Source organism: Clostridium amazonense, assembly GCF_056431285.1.
On the sequence record NZ_JBWKMH010000033.1, the window covers coordinates 28,883 to 48,948 of the forward strand.

22 protein-coding genes are annotated in these 20,066 nt (G+C 26.3%); 1 reads left to right on the plus strand and 21 read right to left on the minus strand.

Annotated features, from left to right (window positions below; genetic code table 11):
- Positions 1 to 297 precede the first annotated feature (297 nt).
- The 7 genes from AC07E4_RS14585 to AC07E4_RS14615 all read right to left on the minus strand — a co-directional run bounded on the left by AC07E4_RS14585 (position 298) and on the right by AC07E4_RS14615 (position 6,801).
- Positions 298 to 813 (minus strand): GNAT family N-acetyltransferase, encoded by a 516-nt coding sequence (locus AC07E4_RS14585; RefSeq protein WP_430829521.1) that lies wholly within the window; start codon positions 811 to 813, stop codon positions 298 to 300.
- Between the two features lie 223 nt (positions 814 to 1,036).
- Positions 1,037 to 1,621, minus strand: a complete 585-nt coding sequence (locus tag AC07E4_RS14590) for a sugar O-acetyltransferase (RefSeq protein WP_478216789.1) — start codon at positions 1,619 to 1,621, stop codon at positions 1,037 to 1,039.
- A 496-nt stretch (positions 1,622 to 2,117) separates the two neighbouring features.
- The gene (locus AC07E4_RS14595) at positions 2,118 to 2,702 is read right to left on the minus strand and encodes a type 1 glutamine amidotransferase family protein (protein ID WP_478216790.1); all 585 of its coding nucleotides are present in this window, start codon (positions 2,700 to 2,702) and stop codon (positions 2,118 to 2,120) included.
- 1,107 nt (positions 2,703 to 3,809) lie between these two features.
- Positions 3,810 to 4,640, minus strand: coding sequence for an MBL fold metallo-hydrolase (locus tag AC07E4_RS14600; protein WP_478216791.1), 831 nt, complete (start codon positions 4,638 to 4,640; stop codon positions 3,810 to 3,812).
- Between the two features lie 484 nt (positions 4,641 to 5,124).
- Positions 5,125 to 5,622 (minus strand): AAA family ATPase, encoded by a 498-nt coding sequence (locus AC07E4_RS14605; RefSeq protein ID WP_478216792.1) that lies wholly within the window; start codon positions 5,620 to 5,622, stop codon positions 5,125 to 5,127.
- A gap of 66 nt (positions 5,623 to 5,688) precedes the next feature.
- On the minus strand, positions 5,689 to 6,207 hold the full coding sequence (locus AC07E4_RS14610; RefSeq protein WP_034439947.1) for a GNAT family N-acetyltransferase: 519 nt from the start codon (positions 6,205 to 6,207) through the stop codon (positions 5,689 to 5,691).
- 99 nt (positions 6,208 to 6,306) lie between these two features.
- Entirely contained in the window at positions 6,307 to 6,801 is a 495-nt protein-coding gene (locus AC07E4_RS14615; RefSeq protein WP_478216793.1) for a GNAT family N-acetyltransferase, read from the minus strand.
- Between the two features lie 237 nt (positions 6,802 to 7,038).
- Here AC07E4_RS14615 and AC07E4_RS14620 point away from each other — a divergent pair, with 237 nt between their 5' ends.
- Positions 7,039 to 7,671, plus strand: a complete 633-nt coding sequence (locus tag AC07E4_RS14620) for a guanylate kinase (RefSeq protein ID WP_478216794.1) — start codon at positions 7,039 to 7,041, stop codon at positions 7,669 to 7,671.
- A 749-nt stretch (positions 7,672 to 8,420) separates the two neighbouring features.
- Here AC07E4_RS14620 and AC07E4_RS14625 read toward each other — a convergent pair.
- From AC07E4_RS14625 to AC07E4_RS14690, 14 genes are all read right to left on the minus strand, one after another.
- Positions 8,421 to 8,864, minus strand: coding sequence for a hypothetical protein (locus AC07E4_RS14625; RefSeq protein ID WP_478216795.1), 444 nt, complete (start codon positions 8,862 to 8,864; stop codon positions 8,421 to 8,423).
- Between the two features lie 48 nt (positions 8,865 to 8,912).
- Entirely contained in the window at positions 8,913 to 9,305 is a 393-nt protein-coding gene (locus AC07E4_RS14630; protein WP_478216796.1) for a hypothetical protein, read from the minus strand.
- A gap of 14 nt (positions 9,306 to 9,319) precedes the next feature.
- Entirely contained in the window at positions 9,320 to 10,048 is a 729-nt protein-coding gene (locus AC07E4_RS14635) for a TIGR02391 family protein (protein ID WP_478216797.1), read from the minus strand.
- Between the two features lie 724 nt (positions 10,049 to 10,772).
- Positions 10,773 to 12,002 carry a hypothetical protein gene (locus AC07E4_RS14640; protein ID WP_034439951.1) on the minus strand — a complete coding sequence of 410 codons (1,230 nt, stop codon included), beginning with the start codon at positions 12,000 to 12,002 and terminating at the stop codon, positions 10,773 to 10,775.
- A gap of 718 nt (positions 12,003 to 12,720) precedes the next feature.
- A complete protein-coding gene (locus tag AC07E4_RS14645; protein ID WP_034439953.1) occupies positions 12,721 to 13,551 on the minus strand; it encodes a class I SAM-dependent methyltransferase in 831 nt (276 codons plus the stop codon).
- Between the two features lie 730 nt (positions 13,552 to 14,281).
- Entirely contained in the window at positions 14,282 to 14,779 is a 498-nt protein-coding gene (locus AC07E4_RS14650; protein ID WP_478216798.1) for a kinase, read from the minus strand.
- A gap of 289 nt (positions 14,780 to 15,068) precedes the next feature.
- Entirely contained in the window at positions 15,069 to 15,482 is a 414-nt protein-coding gene (locus tag AC07E4_RS14655; RefSeq protein WP_478216799.1) for a GNAT family N-acetyltransferase, read from the minus strand.
- Between the two features lie 379 nt (positions 15,483 to 15,861).
- On the minus strand, positions 15,862 to 16,197 hold the full coding sequence (locus AC07E4_RS14660) for a hypothetical protein (protein ID WP_478216800.1): 336 nt from the start codon (positions 16,195 to 16,197) through the stop codon (positions 15,862 to 15,864).
- Between the two features lie 58 nt (positions 16,198 to 16,255).
- The gene (locus AC07E4_RS14665) at positions 16,256 to 17,017 is read right to left on the minus strand and encodes an EFR1 family ferrodoxin (protein WP_478216801.1); all 762 of its coding nucleotides are present in this window, start codon (positions 17,015 to 17,017) and stop codon (positions 16,256 to 16,258) included.
- 97 nt (positions 17,018 to 17,114) lie between these two features.
- Complete coding sequence (locus AC07E4_RS14670) at positions 17,115 to 17,555, minus strand: cytidine deaminase (RefSeq protein WP_478216802.1); 441 nt, start codon at positions 17,553 to 17,555, stop codon at positions 17,115 to 17,117.
- A gap of 244 nt (positions 17,556 to 17,799) precedes the next feature.
- Positions 17,800 to 18,252, minus strand: coding sequence for a GNAT family N-acetyltransferase (locus AC07E4_RS14675; RefSeq protein ID WP_478216803.1), 453 nt, complete (start codon positions 18,250 to 18,252; stop codon positions 17,800 to 17,802).
- Positions 18,253 to 18,382: 130 nt separating this feature from the next.
- Positions 18,383 to 19,024: a DJ-1/PfpI family protein gene (locus tag AC07E4_RS14680; RefSeq protein ID WP_478216804.1), complete on the minus strand. Its 642-nt coding sequence runs from the start codon at positions 19,022 to 19,024 to the stop codon at positions 18,383 to 18,385.
- Between the two features lie 160 nt (positions 19,025 to 19,184).
- Entirely contained in the window at positions 19,185 to 19,478 is a 294-nt protein-coding gene (locus tag AC07E4_RS14685; RefSeq protein WP_034439968.1) for a hypothetical protein, read from the minus strand.
- A 67-nt stretch (positions 19,479 to 19,545) separates the two neighbouring features.
- The gene (locus AC07E4_RS14690; RefSeq protein ID WP_034439971.1) at positions 19,546 to 19,932 is read right to left on the minus strand and encodes a hypothetical protein; all 387 of its coding nucleotides are present in this window, start codon (positions 19,930 to 19,932) and stop codon (positions 19,546 to 19,548) included.
- Positions 19,933 to 20,066 lie beyond the last annotated feature (134 nt).

Genomic DNA, 20,066 nt, shown 5'->3' on the forward strand with positions numbered 1-20,066 from the left:
AAGCAAGAATAAATTCTAACCTACAAAGAGTGTGAATTTTGTTTAATTATCCTCGTAGCCGAGACTTCAGTCTTGGTGTTTTTTATATGGAAATACATTTAAAAATGATATAAAATAGTATTTTGCAAGAATGAATTCTCGCCTACATTAGAAGCCCAATTTTAATATTCACTTTTTAATTTCCATTGTCAATTAAAATGATAATTTAATATTAAAAAACACCGTATATTCACGTGAATAATACGGTATTATAATATGTTTTTTATATTTACTTTTTTACAAATTGAATTTCAATACTTATAAAGTCTTCCAATATCTTCTTGTTATTACTTTCTGTCCATCTATAATATTCTCTGTTTTATCTTGAAGTTCCATATGATTTTTTTCCATTATTTTAGCAGAAGAAAAGTTATCATCATCACAAGTAATTAAAACTTTTGAAATTCCCATGATTTTTGCTTGTTCTAATGCCAATTTGAGCATAAAAGTTCCATATCCTTTGTTCCATTCAGAATAACGAATGCCGTAACCTATATGACCTCCATATTTTAGTAATTCATCTGTAAGTTTATGTCTAATGCTAATTTCACCTATAAAGAATTCTTTTTCATCATCAACTAACCAAAAATAATTAGCACCAACCCTGTTTGGTTTCAAGTTCTTCTCATTTTTGTAATTATCATATTTTAAAAATATATCATAAGACCGTGCATCATCAAAGGCATATGTTTGAACATTATTATTTTCATATTCATCATATGCTTCAATATATGATTTTAAGTACTTTTTATTTGGTTCTATAAGCCTAATCATAACTATCACCCTTTTTCATAAATATATATTTTATTAATTATAATTATATATTATTGGTACAATAACTAAGTAAGCACTTATTACTGCCATAACTGTATATTTTTTAGATTGTTCCTTAGGTTTTTTATGGGGTTAATTTGAATTTTGATAATATTTTAAATTAGCCGTAACATATTTTTCTTTTAATTTATTTTCAAATTTTTATCACTTTAAATTTAACCTACTAGTTTTGTAAATTAATTCTATCTTCCTCTGTAATTTCTCTCATAACTTTACAAGGATTACCTACTGCAATTACTCCTGCGGGAATATCTTTACTTACCACACTGCCTGCTCCAATAATACTACCTTTTCCAATAGTAACTCCACCACATACAGTAGAATTAACACCAATCCATACATCATCTTCTATTGTAATAGGTTTTGAAGTTCCTATTCCTTCTGCTCTTTGTGCTTTAAGTATCGCATGTCCAGAACAAGCTATACAAACTCCAGGTGCTATAAATACATTTTCACCAATATATACTGGAGATGTATCTAATATTACACAATTATAATTAATTACAGTAAGTCCATGAGTATGTATATTAAAACCATAATCACAACGAAATGATGGTTCAATAAATGTTAGTGGATTATACGTTCCAAGCAATTTTTTTAAAATATCACTTCTCTTTTCCCTTTCAGAAGGTCCAGTCTGATTATATTTCCAGCATAATTCTTTAGCCTTTTGCTGTAACTCTGAAGGCATATCTGTATGCCTTGAACAATACGCCTTATTTTGTTTCATAATTTCTATAAAATCCATTATTTTACTCCTTTCAAATTCAGCTTTTCTGAATTTATTCATTAACTTTTCACTCTTCATTTTTACTTTTTAACTAATTAGTAAATTCCTATTTATCTTCATTTCTCATATAAGTAAAATTTACTTAACATTATCTTATTATGAATTAATTATAACATATTTTGTAAATACAGTATTATTTAAATCTTAAAGTATGCATTTCTTAATTTACATTATCTTCAAAAGGTGTTACACAAGATTAATTTCTCACGTACAAGGTTGTAGTTTTGATTTGATGTGCTTTATAAATTATGTTTAAATCTTGACTGACTCTTATATCATTGTAAAATACTAAATACTATTTTTTAATTCTTACATAAAAATACCACAAAATTCATTTATAAATTTTATGGTATTTTAATATATTGTTTATTTTTTATATAAAAATAATTGTTAAGATTGTCCAAGTTTATTCTTATATAAATCTGGAGTTTATCTATATTATTTTATTAATATTCTATTGAATTGCACCATTTTTAAAGTTATCACACCATTGCTTCAGTTCTTCGTCACTGTCAATCTTTAATATTTTAAAAATCTCATAAGCAAATTCAACAGCAGCAGTTTCATTTGCAGTAATAATCTTATTGTCAATAACTATCTGTGCAGGAATATAAAATGCCTCTCCTTTATATTCTTTTTGCTGTTGAAATAATTCTAAGCTGTCTCCTGTATGTTTAACATTGTTAAGCAACCCATGCTTGCATAAAAAAGTAGTTGATCCACAAATAGCGGCCACAGGAATGTGTAATCCTATAAGTTTCTTAATAAAATTTGCAATTTCTATATATTCATTTTCTTCCCATGAAAGTCCACCTGGTAGAATAACCATAGCAAGATTATTAAAATTCTCATAATCACCTATCTCATAGTCAATAGAAGCATTAATACCACCCATTGATTTTTTCGGAGCATCATCAATTGCAATTGTTTTAACCTCATAATCTGAAAAAGAATTTAAAACTGCAATAGCATAACTCCCTTCCCAATCATTCCATTGTTCTGTCAATACAATAAGTACTTCATTTTTAATATTGCTCATTACATCCCCCTATCTGTAGGAAGGTTAAAATATAATTACCCTCCTAATTTTTCTAAGATATATAAATTTATATGAATTCATAGCCATCCTCTCCTTTCTTAATATTAATATATATTTTTTTATGTAAAATAATATATATTAATACATATTATACCATGTATTAATAATTAAAAAATAAAAAATACTACAGATTTATTTCTGAAATAATATCCTTCTAACAATATTATTACATATTACTTATATTTATTTCTGTCAATTTAGAGTTTATTTAAATTCTGGCTTTTATCATCTAACTCCCAATTTATTTATATCTTTCTTCATAATATACCATCTCCTTTATTAATTTTTAGACAGTATACATACTTCTTACCCATTAACAAATTCTCAGATAAAATTTTATAAAAACTTATCTGAGAATTTCTACTTATTCTTTTGTTTCATCAAATTTTCAAGTAAATCCTTTCGCTTATTCATTACGGAATAAGGAATTGCAGTATTAAATACTATAAATGCTACTTTTAAAGCTAATACTGCTAAATAATTGTTAATTCCTATTTATAATCTACATAATTCCTTTTTATAAAAGAGTTGTTCTGTTTAATTTTTCAAAACAAGTTTCACTAATTGAATATTTATCTAAATCTAATATAGAATTAGAAGTTAAAGTTTTTTGCATACTTTTATGAATATCCTCTGTCTTTATACTTGCATTTCATACACTTATATCTACTCAAACTTTGTATATTTCTATTATTTGTTTTTATAAAATAATTCTTTATCAGCCATTTCATATCATTTACATGCACTTTTTATATTGTTATATTGATTTACTCTCTTTAAATTAGTAATAATTTTATTTTTACCAAATCAACTTAAAATTTCTATATTAAAAGTTGAAAATATATTTTTTCTAGATATAATAAAAACAACTGAAATAAATTCAGTTGTTTTTTTAAAACTTTATACTTAATTTTAAATAACTTTTTCTATTAATTTTGGTTCTCCACAGATGCGCTTCTCCGTATTTATTACAAATGAGATTTTTTAAGCTTTAACTATATTATCTTTAATTTACTTTTCCTTACGGTTGCATTAGGTTCATACTGATTATTCGTAAATACTTTCTAAGAAGAATAAATCATCTTGTGATGGTTCATCATTATATACTTCTTTAAATCTATTTAGTACATCTTGTTTATTATTTAATCCTTGTGTAATCTCTAAGCCCATGTTTAGCTTATCGAAATACCATATAATTTCTTCTTTATCACAAATTGACTCATGTGAACATAAATAATAATTAACATCATAACTTTTAACTTCTTCCATCATTGATACTAATTTTTTTCTATTAAAATAACCTTTACCTTCTTTTATACAACCATATGTTGAATCACCTAAAAACAATGTTTTTTCTTGTGGTACATATACTATAGTTCCATCCTCTCTATGTGGATTAATAATTTCCTTTACTAAACATGTTATTCCTCCAAGATTTATTTCTAATTCACCATCAAATAATAAATCAAATTTTATTTCTTCTAAAATATCAACATTTTGCAAGTTATCCTTTACCATTTTTATCTCTAACTCATCAAAAATATTCTTCCTCCTAGCATCTTCTAACGAATCATTATCTGTCTTTATTCCCCAATACATTTTTGCTAATTCATAAGTTTTATTACTTGCTATCTTTATAGCATCAAACCTTGATAATCCAAATATGTGATCCCAATGATGATGTGTTGCAACAACATAATCTATTGGTGGTAAATTCATATCCTTAATCTCATTTAAAAATTTTTCCGCATGTTTAATCGAATTACCTCCATCAATAACTAAGCAAGATTCATCTCCCTTAACAAGCCCTAATGCAGGACGTTCATTAGTATTATCATTTAGCAAATAATAAATTCTTTCAGTAACCTTTTCTAACATTCTCACCAGCTCCTCATATCCATAAAATAGTAATTCCTTTAGTAATATACTACAACATTAATATCTTCAAATTAAACCTTAAAATTTAATACTAAATAAAAATGAGCCATAATTGCTTTTTTATGACTCACTAAAATTTTATATTTTTGATTTTTCTTCTAAATTTATTCTCTCTATACTCTTTTTAGATAAAAATATCTTTCGGCTAACACTTTTCTACTAATACCAGATATGAAATGATTATAAATACTAAGATTCCGTATCTCTAATTCTTTTCTTATATTATTTTTCAGCCCCCAATTATTCCCATTCCCATATCTCATAGGAATATATATACTCACCCTCAATATAATGTTGAAGATTTTTATATGCCTTCTATTATTTCTAATATTTAATTATCCAATTTTAGTAAAAGCCTCATTTACTTATGGTACTATTCTTTATTTTATATTCTAAATTAACATAAATTTTTAATACCATTTTGCTATGTTATTTCCGTAATTATTCTCTTTGCAGCTTCCACAGCAGATAAATTAGTTATATCTATTTTAGAATAGTTTACATATTCAAAAGCTTTTCTTGATTCATTCAAAGCTCGTTGAATACGTTCAGCACTTCTATTGTCAATATTCATTCTATTTACATTTTCCTCTTCACTACACCAAAGTAAGAATGGAATAAATTTATGTTCTATTTGAGATATTTCTACTAAAACTTTTTGAAATACTTCTTTTCTTCTTCCATGAAAACCATATGAAAAAATGACAGTATTAACAGTTGTACACTTTAAATAATTTATAATTAAATCACTAATATTTTTTGCAATTGTAGGTATGGTATCATCATTTAAAACAAATGGATTCATAATTCTACACGAATCAGAATCAACATAAGCTGAATTTTGTAATTGTTTAATAATTTCTTTGCAAATAGTAGTTTTTCCTATGCCATTTGGACCACATAAAAACAAAATATTTTTCATCACAACACTTCCTCTTGAGAAAACCTTAATTTACCATATTTAAAACTTTATAAGTTTATTAAAATCTTATAATTTACTATCCTTAATTCTTTTCTCCATAAGATAAAACTTTCCCTTCCTCCAATTTGCAATTCCAACCGTTGAATAACCTAATCTTTTATACATCTTCAAAGCATATGGATTCAAAGTAAATGCATCTAATCTAATTGTATCTATTCCCATCTTTTTAAGCTCATTTTCTATGTGAATCATTGTTTTCATTCCAATTCCTCTATTTTGAAATATTGGGTTAACACATAATCTATGAACTACATAATACCTAGAATTAAGATATTTCCACCTGCCATTTAAATATTGCTCATCACATTCTTGATTTATCACATATGCAGATGTAATTATAGATTCATATGTACCTACAAATAATTGTTTCTTTTCTATATCATTCTCAATTACTTTTCTATCGGGATATATACTATCCCATTGATCAATACCATTTCTTTTCATTTCATTAATAGCATTTGTAAACATAGACACTATACAATCTAAATGCTCTTTTTGTGCTAATTCAAACTTTAGTTCTATCATATATCGATCATCCCCATCCCAAATATTTAACCTAATAAAAAAAATCATATCACTTAATATATGATTTTTCTTGTACAATTAGCCTATATTATATTTTATTTATAACCTCCACCAAAGAGTTTCTTCTTTCTTATATTTTTTAAATCCACAACGTTCTAAAATTCTTTGAGATGCTAACCCTTCTAAATCTGTTTCAGCAATTACACTTGTAACATCATTTTGATTTAATGCCCACTGACACATTGCTTTTACAGCTTCTGTCATATAACCATTATGCTCAAACTCTTTACCTAACCCATAACCAATCTCAACTTCACCATTTTCATTAGGAATATCTTTAAAATCTGCTGAGCCTACCACAACCCTATCTTCCTTACGAACTAAGAAAAAAAAGCTATGCCACAAATAATTATTAGGGTCATTTTGAGTTATTTCATATTGTCCCTTTACTATTTCAAAAAAAAATCCTTCCATTGGTTCTGCCTTATAATAACACTCTAATTCTTTTTCAAGTTCTTTAATATCTTCAATCCATAATTTTAATTGATTAGGCATTAACGGAATAAGCTCTAATCGTTCAGTTTGTATTCTCATTTTATCTCCCCCTCTTATATTTAATTTTAAAAGAATTTATTAACTTCCCCAATCATATGGTAATAATTCCTTAATAATTACTATTATACCATCATTAACAGCATTTCTAGTGTGATCTCAATATTATTAGAAGGTGATACATGTGAATTTATATGTATAACTAAAATTTCAACTTTACAATGGAATAAATAGAACGTTATTATATAATATATAAAACTTAAGAATATAGAGGTAAGTATGAATAGATTGTTTGTTTTAGTTGGTCCTTCAGCAGCAGGAAAAACATTAATATCAAATTTTATAGTAAATAGAGATATATCAAGATTTGATAAAATATTAAACAAAGCTGATTTAGAAACACAAAAGCTTATGATAGAAAATTTTAAAAAGGCAAAGACTTTACTATATAAAAAAGAATTTAAAAAAGTAATAACATCAACATCAAGATGTCCAAGAGAAAATGAATTTCAAGGCGTTGATTACTATTTTTATACAAAACAAGAATTTGAAGAAAAAATATTAGAAAATAAGTTTTTAGAATACGTACAAAACTTTGGTAATTATTATGGCACATCCTTTACTTCAATAAAGGAATCCATAGAAGAATCCCATGGAATTATAGTAATTGATGATGATGGGGCAAGAAAACTTAAAGAAACTTTTAAAAATCAAGTAGTTACAATATATTTAGATGTGTCAATAAAAACTATGGAAGCAAGAATGAAAGGTAGAAATGAAAGCTTAGAATCTTATAAAGCTAGAGTTGAAAACCTAAAAATAATAAACTACAAAAAAGAAGCAGATTATATTATAGATGCAAATGAAAGAATAGATTTAGTTATTTTAGATATAGTACCTATTATGAATTAAGATAATAGCCATAAAAACAATTGATTAAAGGATATAGTAACCTAAATTATATCCTTTAATCTTTTTTAAAATTGAAATTTGTATATGAGTTAAGAAGTAAGAGAGAAAAGTGAAGAGTTAAGGTGGAAATCCTAAAGGATTTCTTTTAATGCATATTAGAATTCGGTTTTACAGAATTTATTCATTTTAATTTTAATAAAACAGAACATGTTAATGTATAAATAAATAGTAAACATTATCCTCTTGCTATTTTTTTGAAACTTAGAGAGTTTCTTTCACTCTTCACTCTTACCTTTTACCTTAATGTTAAATTCCTATTTATGTCTAACTTTAAATCTAAGATTACTTATGATATGCTTCACCGCACCGTAAGTAAAAAAGTTTAGACTTTCCCATATACAATATAATTAATATAATTTCAAATTCAAGTTTTCATTATAATTTTTTACAATAAAGTAATTGACATTATTTATTCTAAAATGAAAGTTAATTGTAAGGAACTATTATTATTGATAATCTCACTATTGAATATCTACAATTATTAAATAATATAATTGAAAACTATACTGCATCAGTAGTAACTACTGATTCAAAAAATCTTATTTAAGTAATAAACATTAATAAAAACTTTTACTGGAACTAGAATATAAATGACCTTGCTTGAAAACTAAGATCCTTTATTAATCCAAAGTTTGTTTCTTATTTAATAACTAAAAATCTTATACTACTTCATACTTCTATATACAGAATTAATTTATATTTTTTTGAATATGCCATAAAAATATATCTTCAGTCATTCTTAATATCATTAATGCATCTTCCTGAACAGGATTATCTTCTCCATGTGCACCTAATCCTGACATTATACTATATAAAGTTGCAAAAAGTCTATACCTATTAGCACCTTTATTATTGTTAATCCAGTAAGTAAAAATTTTCTTTTTAGATTTTAATTCAGAACCATTGTCAATAATATGTTCATCTGTTGCTATTAATATCCCCTTCAAATAGTCCAAATCAGCAATATCTAACTTAGAAAAATATTTTTCAAAAGCTGTCCTACAATTATCAATGCAACTTTTAAAATTACCATTACTATATGTTTCTATTGCTTCATTACAATGCCTCAATACCTCTGGATTATTTACATTTAAATCTTTTCTCATTAAAGACATTTCTTCTTGCCTATTCATTTCTCCTATAGATAAATATTGTAATGAATACTTATATCCAAGTTCTTGTCAATCTATTTGTAAATAATACCCTAATAATTGTAATGTATTCCTAATATCATCTAATTTATCATCTTCTATATCAATACCATACAATCTTCTGAAAATTTCATTTAAAAATTCATTTAGTATTTCCTTGTCACCTTTAATTTTATTACATATTTTTAACATTCCCATTTCAGGATTAAAATTATCATTATCGTTAGGATATCCTCTATTATAAGTATATGGATTGAAGTAATATGTATACTCGTCAGCTAATGAGGATATTCCTGCACACCCTAAAATTAACTCCATAATCCCATTTCCTTTCCTATTTGCTAAACGTCTGATAGGAACATCTAAATAACTACATAATTGAGCTAACCCCTTATCTTCTTTTTTATCTAATAATATTTCCATATAAAAATCCTCCTTTAAACCTTATCAGGCATTCTATGACACTCATCTAAATATTTATGTGCCAATGATATTAATGTTAATATATCCAAAGTCTTGCTTTCATCTACCTTCCAGTTAATTTTAGGAGTATGCGCAACTGGATTTCTAACTAAATGAAAAATTGCCTCTAATAATTCTTTAACACCTATAAATTCACTTTTTTCACTATCTGTCTTCATAGAATTAAAAAATAAGTATGGATTGCCTTTAGCAAATGCTTTTTGAAAAAGTTCCCCACCATCTGTAGTCAATCCAGTTATTTGGCGTACACGTTCTGCCAACCCCTTTGCCGCCTCAAATACTGCATCATAATAATCTTTTCTTAAATAATCTTTAATACAATACTTCTGAACTTCACTATGAATTGTTCTATTATATAATTCTCTTTTTAAATGATTTACACGACGATCTACTTCATCCAAAGTTTTAGCTTGTACTACTTCGCTAATCCTTCCTTCTATACTAATAGACAATCCAGCCATCAAAAGCGCTTTATTTACTTCTTCCAAAAGATACTTAAACTTATCCCTACTATTCTCATTAATATAAGCAATCGGATTTAATGCTTTCTCAAAAAAAATATAAATCTGTTTGAATGATTTTCTTATATTAATATCATTTGCTAAACAATTATATAACCAATCCCGTTTATTTAACCCAAATGTGTAACCATACTCATTTCTAGAACCTCCATCATCTAGCACCTGTATTTGACTTTGTTGTAATAATCGAGATAGTTCTGTCTTTGTTAATCCTTTATTTGTATGAGCTAAGACATCGCATATAGCTTTTATCTGTTGTTCATTTAATTTTTTATTAATCATACCCTCACCTCACTCTAAATTAAACCCATATTGTATATGTTCTAGTTAATTATCCTACACTCTTAATCCATTAAGTTCTATTTAAAGAAAATAATTACATAAGGTTATTATTGTAATTATATCATAAATTACATTCACTTTTTATATTATTATATTGATTTACTCACTTTAAAGTAGTAATAATTTTGTTTTTACTAGATCAACTTAAAATTTATGTATTAAAAGTTGAAAATATATTTTTTCGATACATAATAAGAACAGCTGAAATAAATTCAGCTGTTCTTTTAAAACTTAATACACTATACATTAATTATTTTTTCTAATAATTTTGGTTCTCCATAGATACGCTTCATCATATCGTAAGTAAAAAAATTTAGACCTTCCCATATACAATATAATTAACATGATTTTAAATTCAAGTTTTAATCTTATTTTTTATAAAAAATAAGATAGACTTTTATAGCCTATCTATCCTAGATTACTATTTAACGTTGCTCCCCCTAATCTTCTGTTCAAAGACTAAAATAAATTATATTCCCTAGGTGGGTCAACTTTACTAGTTAAATATGGATTAGTTTTAATTGTAAGTCAACATTTTAAAGCTCTATAATTCTCTAAAATAATTATCTATAATATCCCTAATTACATCATATCCAAAAGTAAAGCTATCATATTCAACTAATAAAGTTACAAATAAGTCTTGGACTTCATCATCCTTATATCGTGATAAAAATAATATACACTCTTCCCAAAGTACATTAAACATATCAGAATTTAAAATAGAAAAGCTTAAAATTCTAGCTCTTTCTTCATTATGAACTCTTAAATTATAAAAAACTTCTCTTAACTCATCACAATTATCTATACTTCTATACCTTAATAACGCTTTAATTTTCTCCTCAGAAGTATCTTCTGCAATATTAGATAAAGCATAATACTCATAACTCGGAAACTTAACTTTAAGCTTATCAATATTTATAGGTTTATAATATTTATCTTCTAAATAAACCTCTTCATACACTATTTCTTTTTTCATATCTCTTTTTTTATCATAAAATTTTATAATTTCTTCAGAACCTTTAATTTCAGAATACTTCGCATTATTAATACCATAATTTATTCCGCTTTCTTTTGTATTATAATTTTCATATGGAAATACATTCATTATTGTTAAACATTTAATAGGTTTTCCTTCTAAATAAGAGGCAGTTGCTTTATGATGTCCATCAAGCAATAATCCCAATGCCCCTCTAAAATCTATTGCAAGTCCGTATAAAACCTCATTGTTCCTTATTTTTCTTCTATAATATTCTACTCTGTCACTATCATATACATTAGTCCCTTGTGAAGGTAATAAAAACTTTGGTTCTGCAACAATAGTCCCATATTCCCCATGATAAAAATAAGCACTTGCTGCAATATGATTAGCGCTATTATCTAATCTCCAAAAGAAGTTATCATCTCCATCTGTAGGATAAAACTCTATTTCTTTTAATACATAATACCCATCTTCTAATAGGCTTAGTATAGATTTAATTTTCTCAAATCCATCTTCTAGTCCATTAATACTATTTAGGTTATCAAGATTTTTTATAATCTCCACATCAACTTCTTCTCTGCCCTCTGCCAATGCAATCATTGTTGAACAAGTTGGACAATATTCCGAATTGTATAGTATAAGTGGAATGTTATTTAAGTAATATGCTACTTTTATGTTGTTATTTATATCTTTTACATACTTAATCTTAAGCTTGCTTTGTCCATTAGTGATTTTAAATAATATATCTGATTCACATAGAATATCTATCTTTTCTACTGTAGGTTTTATTGTCATACTATTCCCCCTATAATTTCTTCACATCGTTAAAAACTTTTACACCCTTAATAGTAAAATTTATACAATCCAATAACCTTCTTTTGGTATTTCATATGTTTCTCTATAGTTTCTTAAAATATGACTTACAGTTCTAATTGCTAAAATATCAACTCCATACAAGTTTTTTTAGCATAATGGTATTATTTTACATTTTTTACTTTTTATTTCTCAACCAAATCATATGAGTCTATATCCTCAAATGCTGAGGGCAATATTTCAATACGTCCATCCTATGAACGTGTAAGTTCCTTATCATATGGAAAACTAAAATTCTCTCCTGAATATGCATAAATAGCTTTATCATCTTCAATGACTAATAACCTATAAACATCCCCTAGCCCTCTACTCATAATTTCTCCTATATCCATAATTATAATATCTATCTCTATATAAAATACATCCACTTTTAATGTAATAATTGTACAATATTTTCTCCAAAAGAAAAAGGAAACCTTTCAGTTTCCTAATTTTTCATCTACCTCTAATACTTAAATAGAATATAGCATACACCACTAATATGTTTAATAATATTAGATTAATTAAAATATTTTAAAGATTTATTTCGATTTTAGTTCTCCAAAGATACCCTTCATCGTATCATCACCAAGTACGATTTTTTGTTTTAAGATTACCTAATAATTCAAGTACAGATTATACTTATATTATTATGAAGATTCTACTTTGTAAAAACACCACAAATAGTTTCTCCTGTATCTGAAAATTCCTTTCCAGCAATATCGCCATAAAATTCAAATGAATTGAAGCCTATGTTCTGAATTTCTGATAGCAGTACTTCTTTAGTAAAAAAATGGTCCCATATATTATAGCAATTTACAGTTTCTTCGGTTATTACAATAGCCTGCCTTAATTCTGTATTATCTTCATCATCATATTGATATACAGATTCTAAGCAAATATACTGCTTTTCACTAAAAAATCCACCCTCTGAACAATATTCCCATGAGCAACTTTCATCTTTTCTCATAAGCGGTGTAAATACATCAAAAATAAATTTTCCCTTTGGCTTTAATGCTTGATATACTTTTCTTAATAAAATAAGCCTATCCTTAATTGATAACGCTGCATAATCACAATATATCAATGTTATTATATCGAACTGTTCTTTATAATCAATTGTCAAATAGTTTTGGTAATGGTACTCGATATTGCTTTTATTAAGTACTGTTTGTTCCTTTGCATATAAAATGGAACGTTTAGAAAAATCCACCCCTGTAACAGAATATCCAGCGCTACTAAATCGCTCTGCATATAATCCAGGACCACATCCTAAATCTAGTAATAGCTTATACTGAGACGATGGCGCAATTTCTGAGATCCAATTTACTGATCTACCAAGAAATTCATGTTTACGAGTTGCCGCATCCCAATTAGGATTTAGATGAGCTGATAACATACCTTTAGAGATATGTTCATCATCCCAAAATTTATTTGTGCTTGGATCATATAGTTTTGGTTTTTTTGTATATTTTTTAAGTTCATTAAACATAGTTCCATCTCCTTATAATATCTAAAATTAATATAATAGTATGATTCTCCATAAAATAAAAAAGTCGCAGATTTACTCTGCGACTTACCTTAAAAAGGTTGAAAATCTCGCCTTGAGAGTAAACATAAAATCACAAATAAACATATTGGTATCACAAATAAACCATTACTAAATAATTAATTGTTAACAATTAATTATTTAAAATCAGTACACCAACTTATTTAATTTAATGATTTTATTCTACTTCTCCGTGCGTCTTATGCTATGCGATTATTTAGCACTAAGATAGCCGAACGACATTCCACCTTCCATAATCATACCATTATATACATATAATAACATAATATTTATTATATGTATATAAAAAAGCGAAAACCCAGCATTAGAAAATTAGTGTTAGTATCACTAAGCTGTTATTATTCTTTAACTTCGCATTCTTGTTAAGATAATCCCATACTTAAAAATCTAAATATACCCTCATACCAGCTATCTCCTTGTCTTTATTAATATATTTTTATAATGTTTTGAATATTGTATATATGTTACTTATGTTCCATAGAATCCGCAACAAATTTTTATTTATATTACTCAATCTTAAAAAGGTGGAAATCCTAAAGGATTTCTGTTTAAATATATTCAAATTCAGCTTTGCTGAATTTATTCATTAACTTTTCACTCTTAATTTTTACTTTTTAACTAATTAGTAAATTCCTATTTATTGCTATGTAAATTATCTGCTTACAACATTATATGATATGAGTTCAACGGCTTTTTCCAAGCTTACCTCAGAAGTAAATGTAACCTCATGAATAATCCTTATATAATCTTTTTCATTCCACCACCTTCGCATATCATCTTCACCAAAATCATTGCAATTCTGTTTCGTTTTATGCCTCTTTACTGTCTCTTCAAAAGGTATATCATAATAATATGCATAAATATTTGGTCCATATTCTAATATCGCAGTTTCAAACAGTGTTTTATACCATTCTGCGTTCAAAATTCCTTCTAAAATTACAACTTCACAATTTTGTCGTCCATACTTTAGTAACTCAATCAAAAGTGGCAACGCTTTTGTATTAACACCATCTCTTTCCATAAGTATATCTCTTCGAACAACATCTTGTGAAATCACCATGGTATTTCTTCCAAATCTTTTTTGTAAATTCTTTGCAAGAGTAGTTTTTCCACTACCTGAATTTCCTCTAATAATAATCAGTTTTGGCATATCATTCCCCCCACTACAAATTCCTTTTTATCTATATTATAAATAATTTTTACTTAAAATTATCTTATTTTCAAATTATGATATTAAATATAATATATTTTTCATATATCACATTATCCAATTTTCGAAGAATATTATTCATATCCACAATTTTAAAAGTTATGTTGCCTTTTTGTATTACAACATAAAAATACTGTACATTTCCTTTGAGTAATACAGTATTATCATAAATTTATTATTTTGTATTTACTTTTTAAATTTATTAACAAATTGGATTTTATCTTTATATTTAAAGAGTTTTAGTAAAATAATAGCGTTTTCCTGTGACAGGATAGTTTTCTAATGCAAACACTTCCTTGTATCCATGCTTTTTATAAAATTCAGGTGCTTGAAAACTAAAAGTATCTAAAAATGAATACTTGCAACCACGATCTTTTGCTGTTTTTTCTGCCTCATTTAAAATATTACTTCCAATATTATGTCCCCTTAATTCTTCACTTACCCATAGAAACTTTATAAACAACCAATTACCATGTGTACTTCCAATTAAACCAGCAATTTTATTGCCTGTTTCATTTTGTAAGTACACGCCTAAATCCTTTGGATTCTTATCTTCAATTTTCGCTAGATTATATTGTAATAAACCTTGAAAAATAACATATTCATCTTGTTTTTTAATTTCATCAGTAATCTCAAATTTCATTTTATACCTCCTTTAGCGATATTCTAACACAAATAAATAATCTTTATTTTGCCTTTCATTATTATATAAAATTCATTTCTGAATAATACCATATTTAGAAAAATATTCATATTTAACACTAATATTAATCTTTTAAAGACTTTAGAAAATACAGTGTTAGATCATCATCATTTCTGCATTTTGAGTATGGTTGCAATTGTTTTCCACTATACCAAACTCCTGTACCATAAGGAATATATCCTCGTTTTATATACATTCTTTGAGCAGTGACATATCTCTATGCCACTTTTCATCATAGACCGTATAATTAAATTATCCTTATTATAATCCCACCTTAATTATTAAAATGCAGATTACTAAATATTAGTTTCTTTATACCTTACTTTTTTACTATTAAACAATTCTTTGGTCCAATATAACTAATAGAAAAAGCAAATATAGCTATAATAATTACAAACGTTATAATTGAAATTGCAGGTTTAATAAACCATGATAACAAAAATCCAACTATACCAATTACTGATATTATAACAAGTACTTTTTTCAAACGGCATATAGCAATTTTAGGATTATATTTTTTCTGTTCCTCTATATTCATTTGATGATACCACTTTATCCAATTAGAGGATTTTTCAATATTAACCATTGAAATAAATATATATATTGCCAATGAAGCAAAAGCTATTACAACAATTCCTCTTTGAAATTTATCCATTTGCACCACCTCAAATTCCTATTTACATTAATACCTTTAATAATTCTACTTCTAGTTATTATATATAATTTTCAATTTTACACTGCTCATGTACCTGTTTCCCTAATATAGTAATTGCCTCTTTAGGACAATTGCTTAAACATCTATAGCACATAGTACATGTACTCTTGCTTTTTATTTTTCCATCACATTCATATAAATTTTTCATTGGACATAGTTCAATACATTTGCCACATGTAATGCATCTATTTTCATTAATCTTAACTTTATTTGTATATTCTTTGGTTTTATTATAGAACCATAATCTTTGACCAAATAAACCTCCCAAATGACACAAAATATTAAGTCCCTCTTCTGTAGGTTTTCCATCTTTTAAACTTTCCACTGAATTTTTTATTTTAATAATGGCTTCTTGTACAATCTTTATATTTTCTTCCTTAGATTTTTTCAAAGCTTGTACATCACCTACACAATCAGGCATTTTCAAATGAAGTCCACCAACAATCTTAGCTCCACATTTTTTTAATAATCTTGCACTACATCCTGCTCCATCACCACTAAATAAACCCATAGTTGCAATAATGAAAATCTTTTTGTTGTTGAATTTAGTTCTATTTTTCAAAATAAAATATCCCATTATTTTAGGTAAATTACTAAAATAAATTGGATAGGCTAAAACTATAAAATCACTTTTTTCTATTTCATGTAAGACCTTAGAATCTTCTATGGACATACATTTTGCTTTTGCATCAAGTTCTTTTACAAAGGATTCAATACAATACTTTGTATTGCCTGTTCCACTAAAATATATACCTAACATTTTTCCCCCTTATATCTTTCAACTAAAGAAAATTTAAATTTACACATTTAACCATCATATAATGATTAAATTGTAAAATATACCATAATTAATACTATTATTCCTTAATATAATGCTCTAATGTTTCCTTATCATATGCTTTTGTCCAATGATATGGTTGCAGCTCACCTAAAGATACAAATTTTAAACTATTGTCAGGTAATGTAACTGCAACCTTTACATCTTCACCCCAAAAGCGTAATCTTTCTTGACAAATTCCACATGGTGACAGAATTTTAAATTGACTATATTCATCATCTCTCACAACACATATGCAATGAGTTACTCTTAAATTATATTTATGCGCTTCACACATAGCTCCAACTTCTATACATAATTCTGCACTTGCATTTGCAGTATCAATTGCAACACTTATTAGATATTGTCCATCCTCCGTATGTATTACCGCAGCTCCACCCCATCCTTTGGGATATCTTTTTTTGATAAACTCAATAGCCTTCTTATACATCTCGTTTTCAATAATTTTATCTTGAAGCATAAATCCCTCCACTTTGCAAATGTATGTTAACTCACATTGTGCAATACTTTGTATTTCAATAATCTGATTTAAGCTATATTCTTTTCAAAATACATTATTTATAATTTTTCCATTGATTTGTATTAATAAAATATACTTTTGTTTATTGTAACACCTCCAATTCCTACTCTATTCTCATTATTTTATAAAAATACCACAAGTTCACTTCTGAATATTGTGACATTTTATTTTGCTATTTCTAAAGTTATATTACTAATTTCATAATCATCTCATCATCATCACGCTCTCCTGTGTCTTTAAAACCTAACTTTTCATAAATATGAATTGCATGAGCATTATCAATATTACATGTTAATATAATATTATTTGATTTCCCAAATGGTTTTGTTTTTATATACTCTATACATAATTTTATAACTTTAGTTCCATATCCTTTACCTTGATATTTTTCATCAATCATCATATGCCAAATATTATATGTTTCTTCATCATAATCATAAATAACCATAACATATCCTATAATCATATTATCTTTACAAGCTACAAATGGAGTACATTGATTATAATATACATATGCTTGTGCTAAACTGCGAATAGGATGTGATACGAACTTATCTTGTCCATATCCAAGTTTCAAATTAAAACACTCAATAAAATTACTTTCATCTACTTTCTTTAAAATTAGTTCATTCTCCATAAAATTCCTCCACTTATTTAAGGGAAACTATCGAATTTTTATCCCTTATTATGAAAATACCCTTTTCTAAACATACCAGTAATTATAATGACCCTATCTTTTATGTTAAATCTATTTAATAAATAAAAAGTTAATTAATTGAATAATTTTTGTATTCTTTCATAAATTCCTTAAATTTATCATCACCCATCTTATAAACCAGTTCTTCCTCAGTATAATCTCTTGTTATTCCATTAAATAATCCATTTTTACATTCATCAATTCCTAAATCCCTTATTGTTTCTATAGCAAATTCTTTATATGCAAATCCAATTGCAGTTATAAAATTTTTATCTTTAACAATTGGTTTATGAATAATATTTTCATACGGAATAAAATCAATATTTTTACTAATTTCATCCCATATTCCAGATGTAAAATGTACATCCTCTAATAATCCTGCCTTTGCTAACAGTATTGGTGAAGATGATATACTTGAAATCAAAATATTTTCTCCTTTTAATCCCTTTAAAAACTCTATATTTTTCTCATCAAACAAAGCAGGAATTGGATTATATATACCTGGAAGAATTAAGCAATCATATTCTTCTATATTAAATTCATCAAATGTCTTATGTGCTATTACTTGAAAGTTATCTTCACTAGTTATAACTTCTTTAGAAGAAGCAAATACTTCAACATCAATGTCAAAATATACTTTTAATCCATCAGTTAGACAAGAAATTTCTTGCATAGAAAAGTATGGATAAATCATAACCGCAATTTTTTTCATATAAACTCCTCACTTTCAAATCCCTATTTATTCAAAGTCATTTTTTATAATGATTGAATCATAATATACTTTGTAAGCTCAAAAAATATTGTACTCCATCATTATTCATAACCAATTCATATGCTTTTGCACTTCATTTCAAATTCACAGACACATAATTTTAGAAATCATATACACTATTAGGAATTATAAACCATAATCCTAATTTTGTTTTATACACGCCCATTCCTGAAGCAGAATTGTCATTATACAATAAATGAACACGTACATTTCTTTTATCATCAGATGTATATTCTAATTGTGGAGCTTCTTTTAAATGATATTTAAAGTACCCATGATAAAAATTATATTTCTTAGCAACTCTTATTGGATTAGTATGTATGAATATGAATGATGATAAAAAGCAAACAATAATAATAAAAAAAGCAATACTAGTTGCTTTAGGTTTTTTCATAAATAATTCCACCTTTCTTATAACTGTTGCAATTCTGAGTCTAGGTAGAATAATTTCAAATTAGTAATTATACTAATTTTATTGGTTTTCCAATTTTCTTATCCACTCTCCATTGTGGAGGGTTTGTATCATCTCCCCAGTACTCATCAATACTTATTATCTTTTCCCCTGAAAACCTTATAAACGATGTAGCATGAAATGAACTACTATTATCTGAAAGCCATACTCTTGTAACTGAAATAGCTAAATCGCCTATTACCTCAAGTTTTTCAACCTCGCCACACCAATTACCAGGATATTCACAGTTTGCTATTATATATTCTTCTACTGTAAAACTTTCATTAGTATTATGCCAATTAATTATAGCATTTGAATTAAAATATCTTTTAAGTTTCTTTGGATTTTGCTCAATAATATCTTTCCAAAGTTCTAGTACCCTATCCTTTGTCTCCATGTATTTATCCCCCAATAATAGGGCTCCAAGTTCAAATTTTAAATAACAAATTTATCAATTGAAAGACTTTTTTCTTTCATCAAGAAACAGGAATTATTTAAATTAGTATTTCTTTAAAATTTAATTTAGAAAAT

Excerpts from the sequence above, each read along its gene's own strand:
- AC07E4_RS14670 (WP_478216802.1), bottom strand. The coding sequence starts at position 17,555 with ATGCTTCAAGATAAAATTATTGAAAACGAGATGTATAAGAAGGCTATT.
- AC07E4_RS14625 (WP_478216795.1), bottom strand. The coding sequence starts at position 8,864 with ATGAATAGGCAAGAAGAAATGTCTTTAATGAGAAAAGATTTAAATGTA.
- AC07E4_RS14630 (WP_478216796.1), bottom strand. The coding sequence starts at position 9,305 with ATGGAAATATTATTAGATAAAAAAGAAGATAAGGGGTTAGCTCAATTA.
- AC07E4_RS14620 (WP_478216794.1), top strand. The coding sequence starts at position 7,039 with ATGAATAGATTGTTTGTTTTAGTTGGTCCTTCAGCAGCAGGAAAAACA.
- AC07E4_RS14685 (WP_034439968.1), bottom strand. The coding sequence starts at position 19,478 with ATGAAAAAACCTAAAGCAACTAGTATTGCTTTTTTTATTATTATTGTT.
- AC07E4_RS14675 (WP_478216803.1), bottom strand. The coding sequence starts at position 18,252 with ATGGAGAATGAACTAATTTTAAAGAAAGTAGATGAAAGTAATTTTATT.
- AC07E4_RS14660 (WP_478216800.1), bottom strand. The coding sequence starts at position 16,197 with ATGGATAAATTTCAAAGAGGAATTGTTGTAATAGCTTTTGCTTCATTG.
- AC07E4_RS14585 (WP_430829521.1), bottom strand. The coding sequence starts at position 813 with ATGATTAGGCTTATAGAACCAAATAAAAAGTACTTAAAATCATATATT.
- AC07E4_RS14590 (WP_478216789.1), bottom strand. The coding sequence starts at position 1,621 with ATGGATTTTATAGAAATTATGAAACAAAATAAGGCGTATTGTTCAAGG.
- AC07E4_RS14600 (WP_478216791.1), bottom strand. The coding sequence starts at position 4,640 with ATGTTAGAAAAGGTTACTGAAAGAATTTATTATTTGCTAAATGATAAT.
- AC07E4_RS14605 (WP_478216792.1), bottom strand. The coding sequence starts at position 5,622 with ATGAAAAATATTTTGTTTTTATGTGGTCCAAATGGCATAGGAAAAACT.
- AC07E4_RS14645 (WP_034439953.1), bottom strand. The coding sequence starts at position 13,551 with ATGTTTAATGAACTTAAAAAATATACAAAAAAACCAAAACTATATGAT.
- AC07E4_RS14655 (WP_478216799.1), bottom strand. The coding sequence starts at position 15,482 with ATGAAATTTGAGATTACTGATGAAATTAAAAAACAAGATGAATATGTT.
- AC07E4_RS14640 (WP_034439951.1), bottom strand. The coding sequence starts at position 12,002 with ATGACAATAAAACCTACAGTAGAAAAGATAGATATTCTATGTGAATCA.
- AC07E4_RS14690 (WP_034439971.1), bottom strand. The coding sequence starts at position 19,932 with ATGGAGACAAAGGATAGGGTACTAGAACTTTGGAAAGATATTATTGAG.
- AC07E4_RS14680 (WP_478216804.1), bottom strand. The coding sequence starts at position 19,024 with ATGAAAAAAATTGCGGTTATGATTTATCCATACTTTTCTATGCAAGAA.
- AC07E4_RS14650 (WP_478216798.1), bottom strand. The coding sequence starts at position 14,779 with ATGCCAAAACTGATTATTATTAGAGGAAATTCAGGTAGTGGAAAAACT.
- AC07E4_RS14595 (WP_478216790.1), bottom strand. The coding sequence starts at position 2,702 with ATGAGCAATATTAAAAATGAAGTACTTATTGTATTGACAGAACAATGG.
- AC07E4_RS14665 (WP_478216801.1), bottom strand. The coding sequence starts at position 17,017 with ATGTTAGGTATATATTTTAGTGGAACAGGCAATACAAAGTATTGTATT.
- AC07E4_RS14615 (WP_478216793.1), bottom strand. The coding sequence starts at position 6,801 with ATGAGAATACAAACTGAACGATTAGAGCTTATTCCGTTAATGCCTAAT.
- AC07E4_RS14610 (WP_034439947.1), bottom strand. The coding sequence starts at position 6,207 with ATGATAGAACTAAAGTTTGAATTAGCACAAAAAGAGCATTTAGATTGT.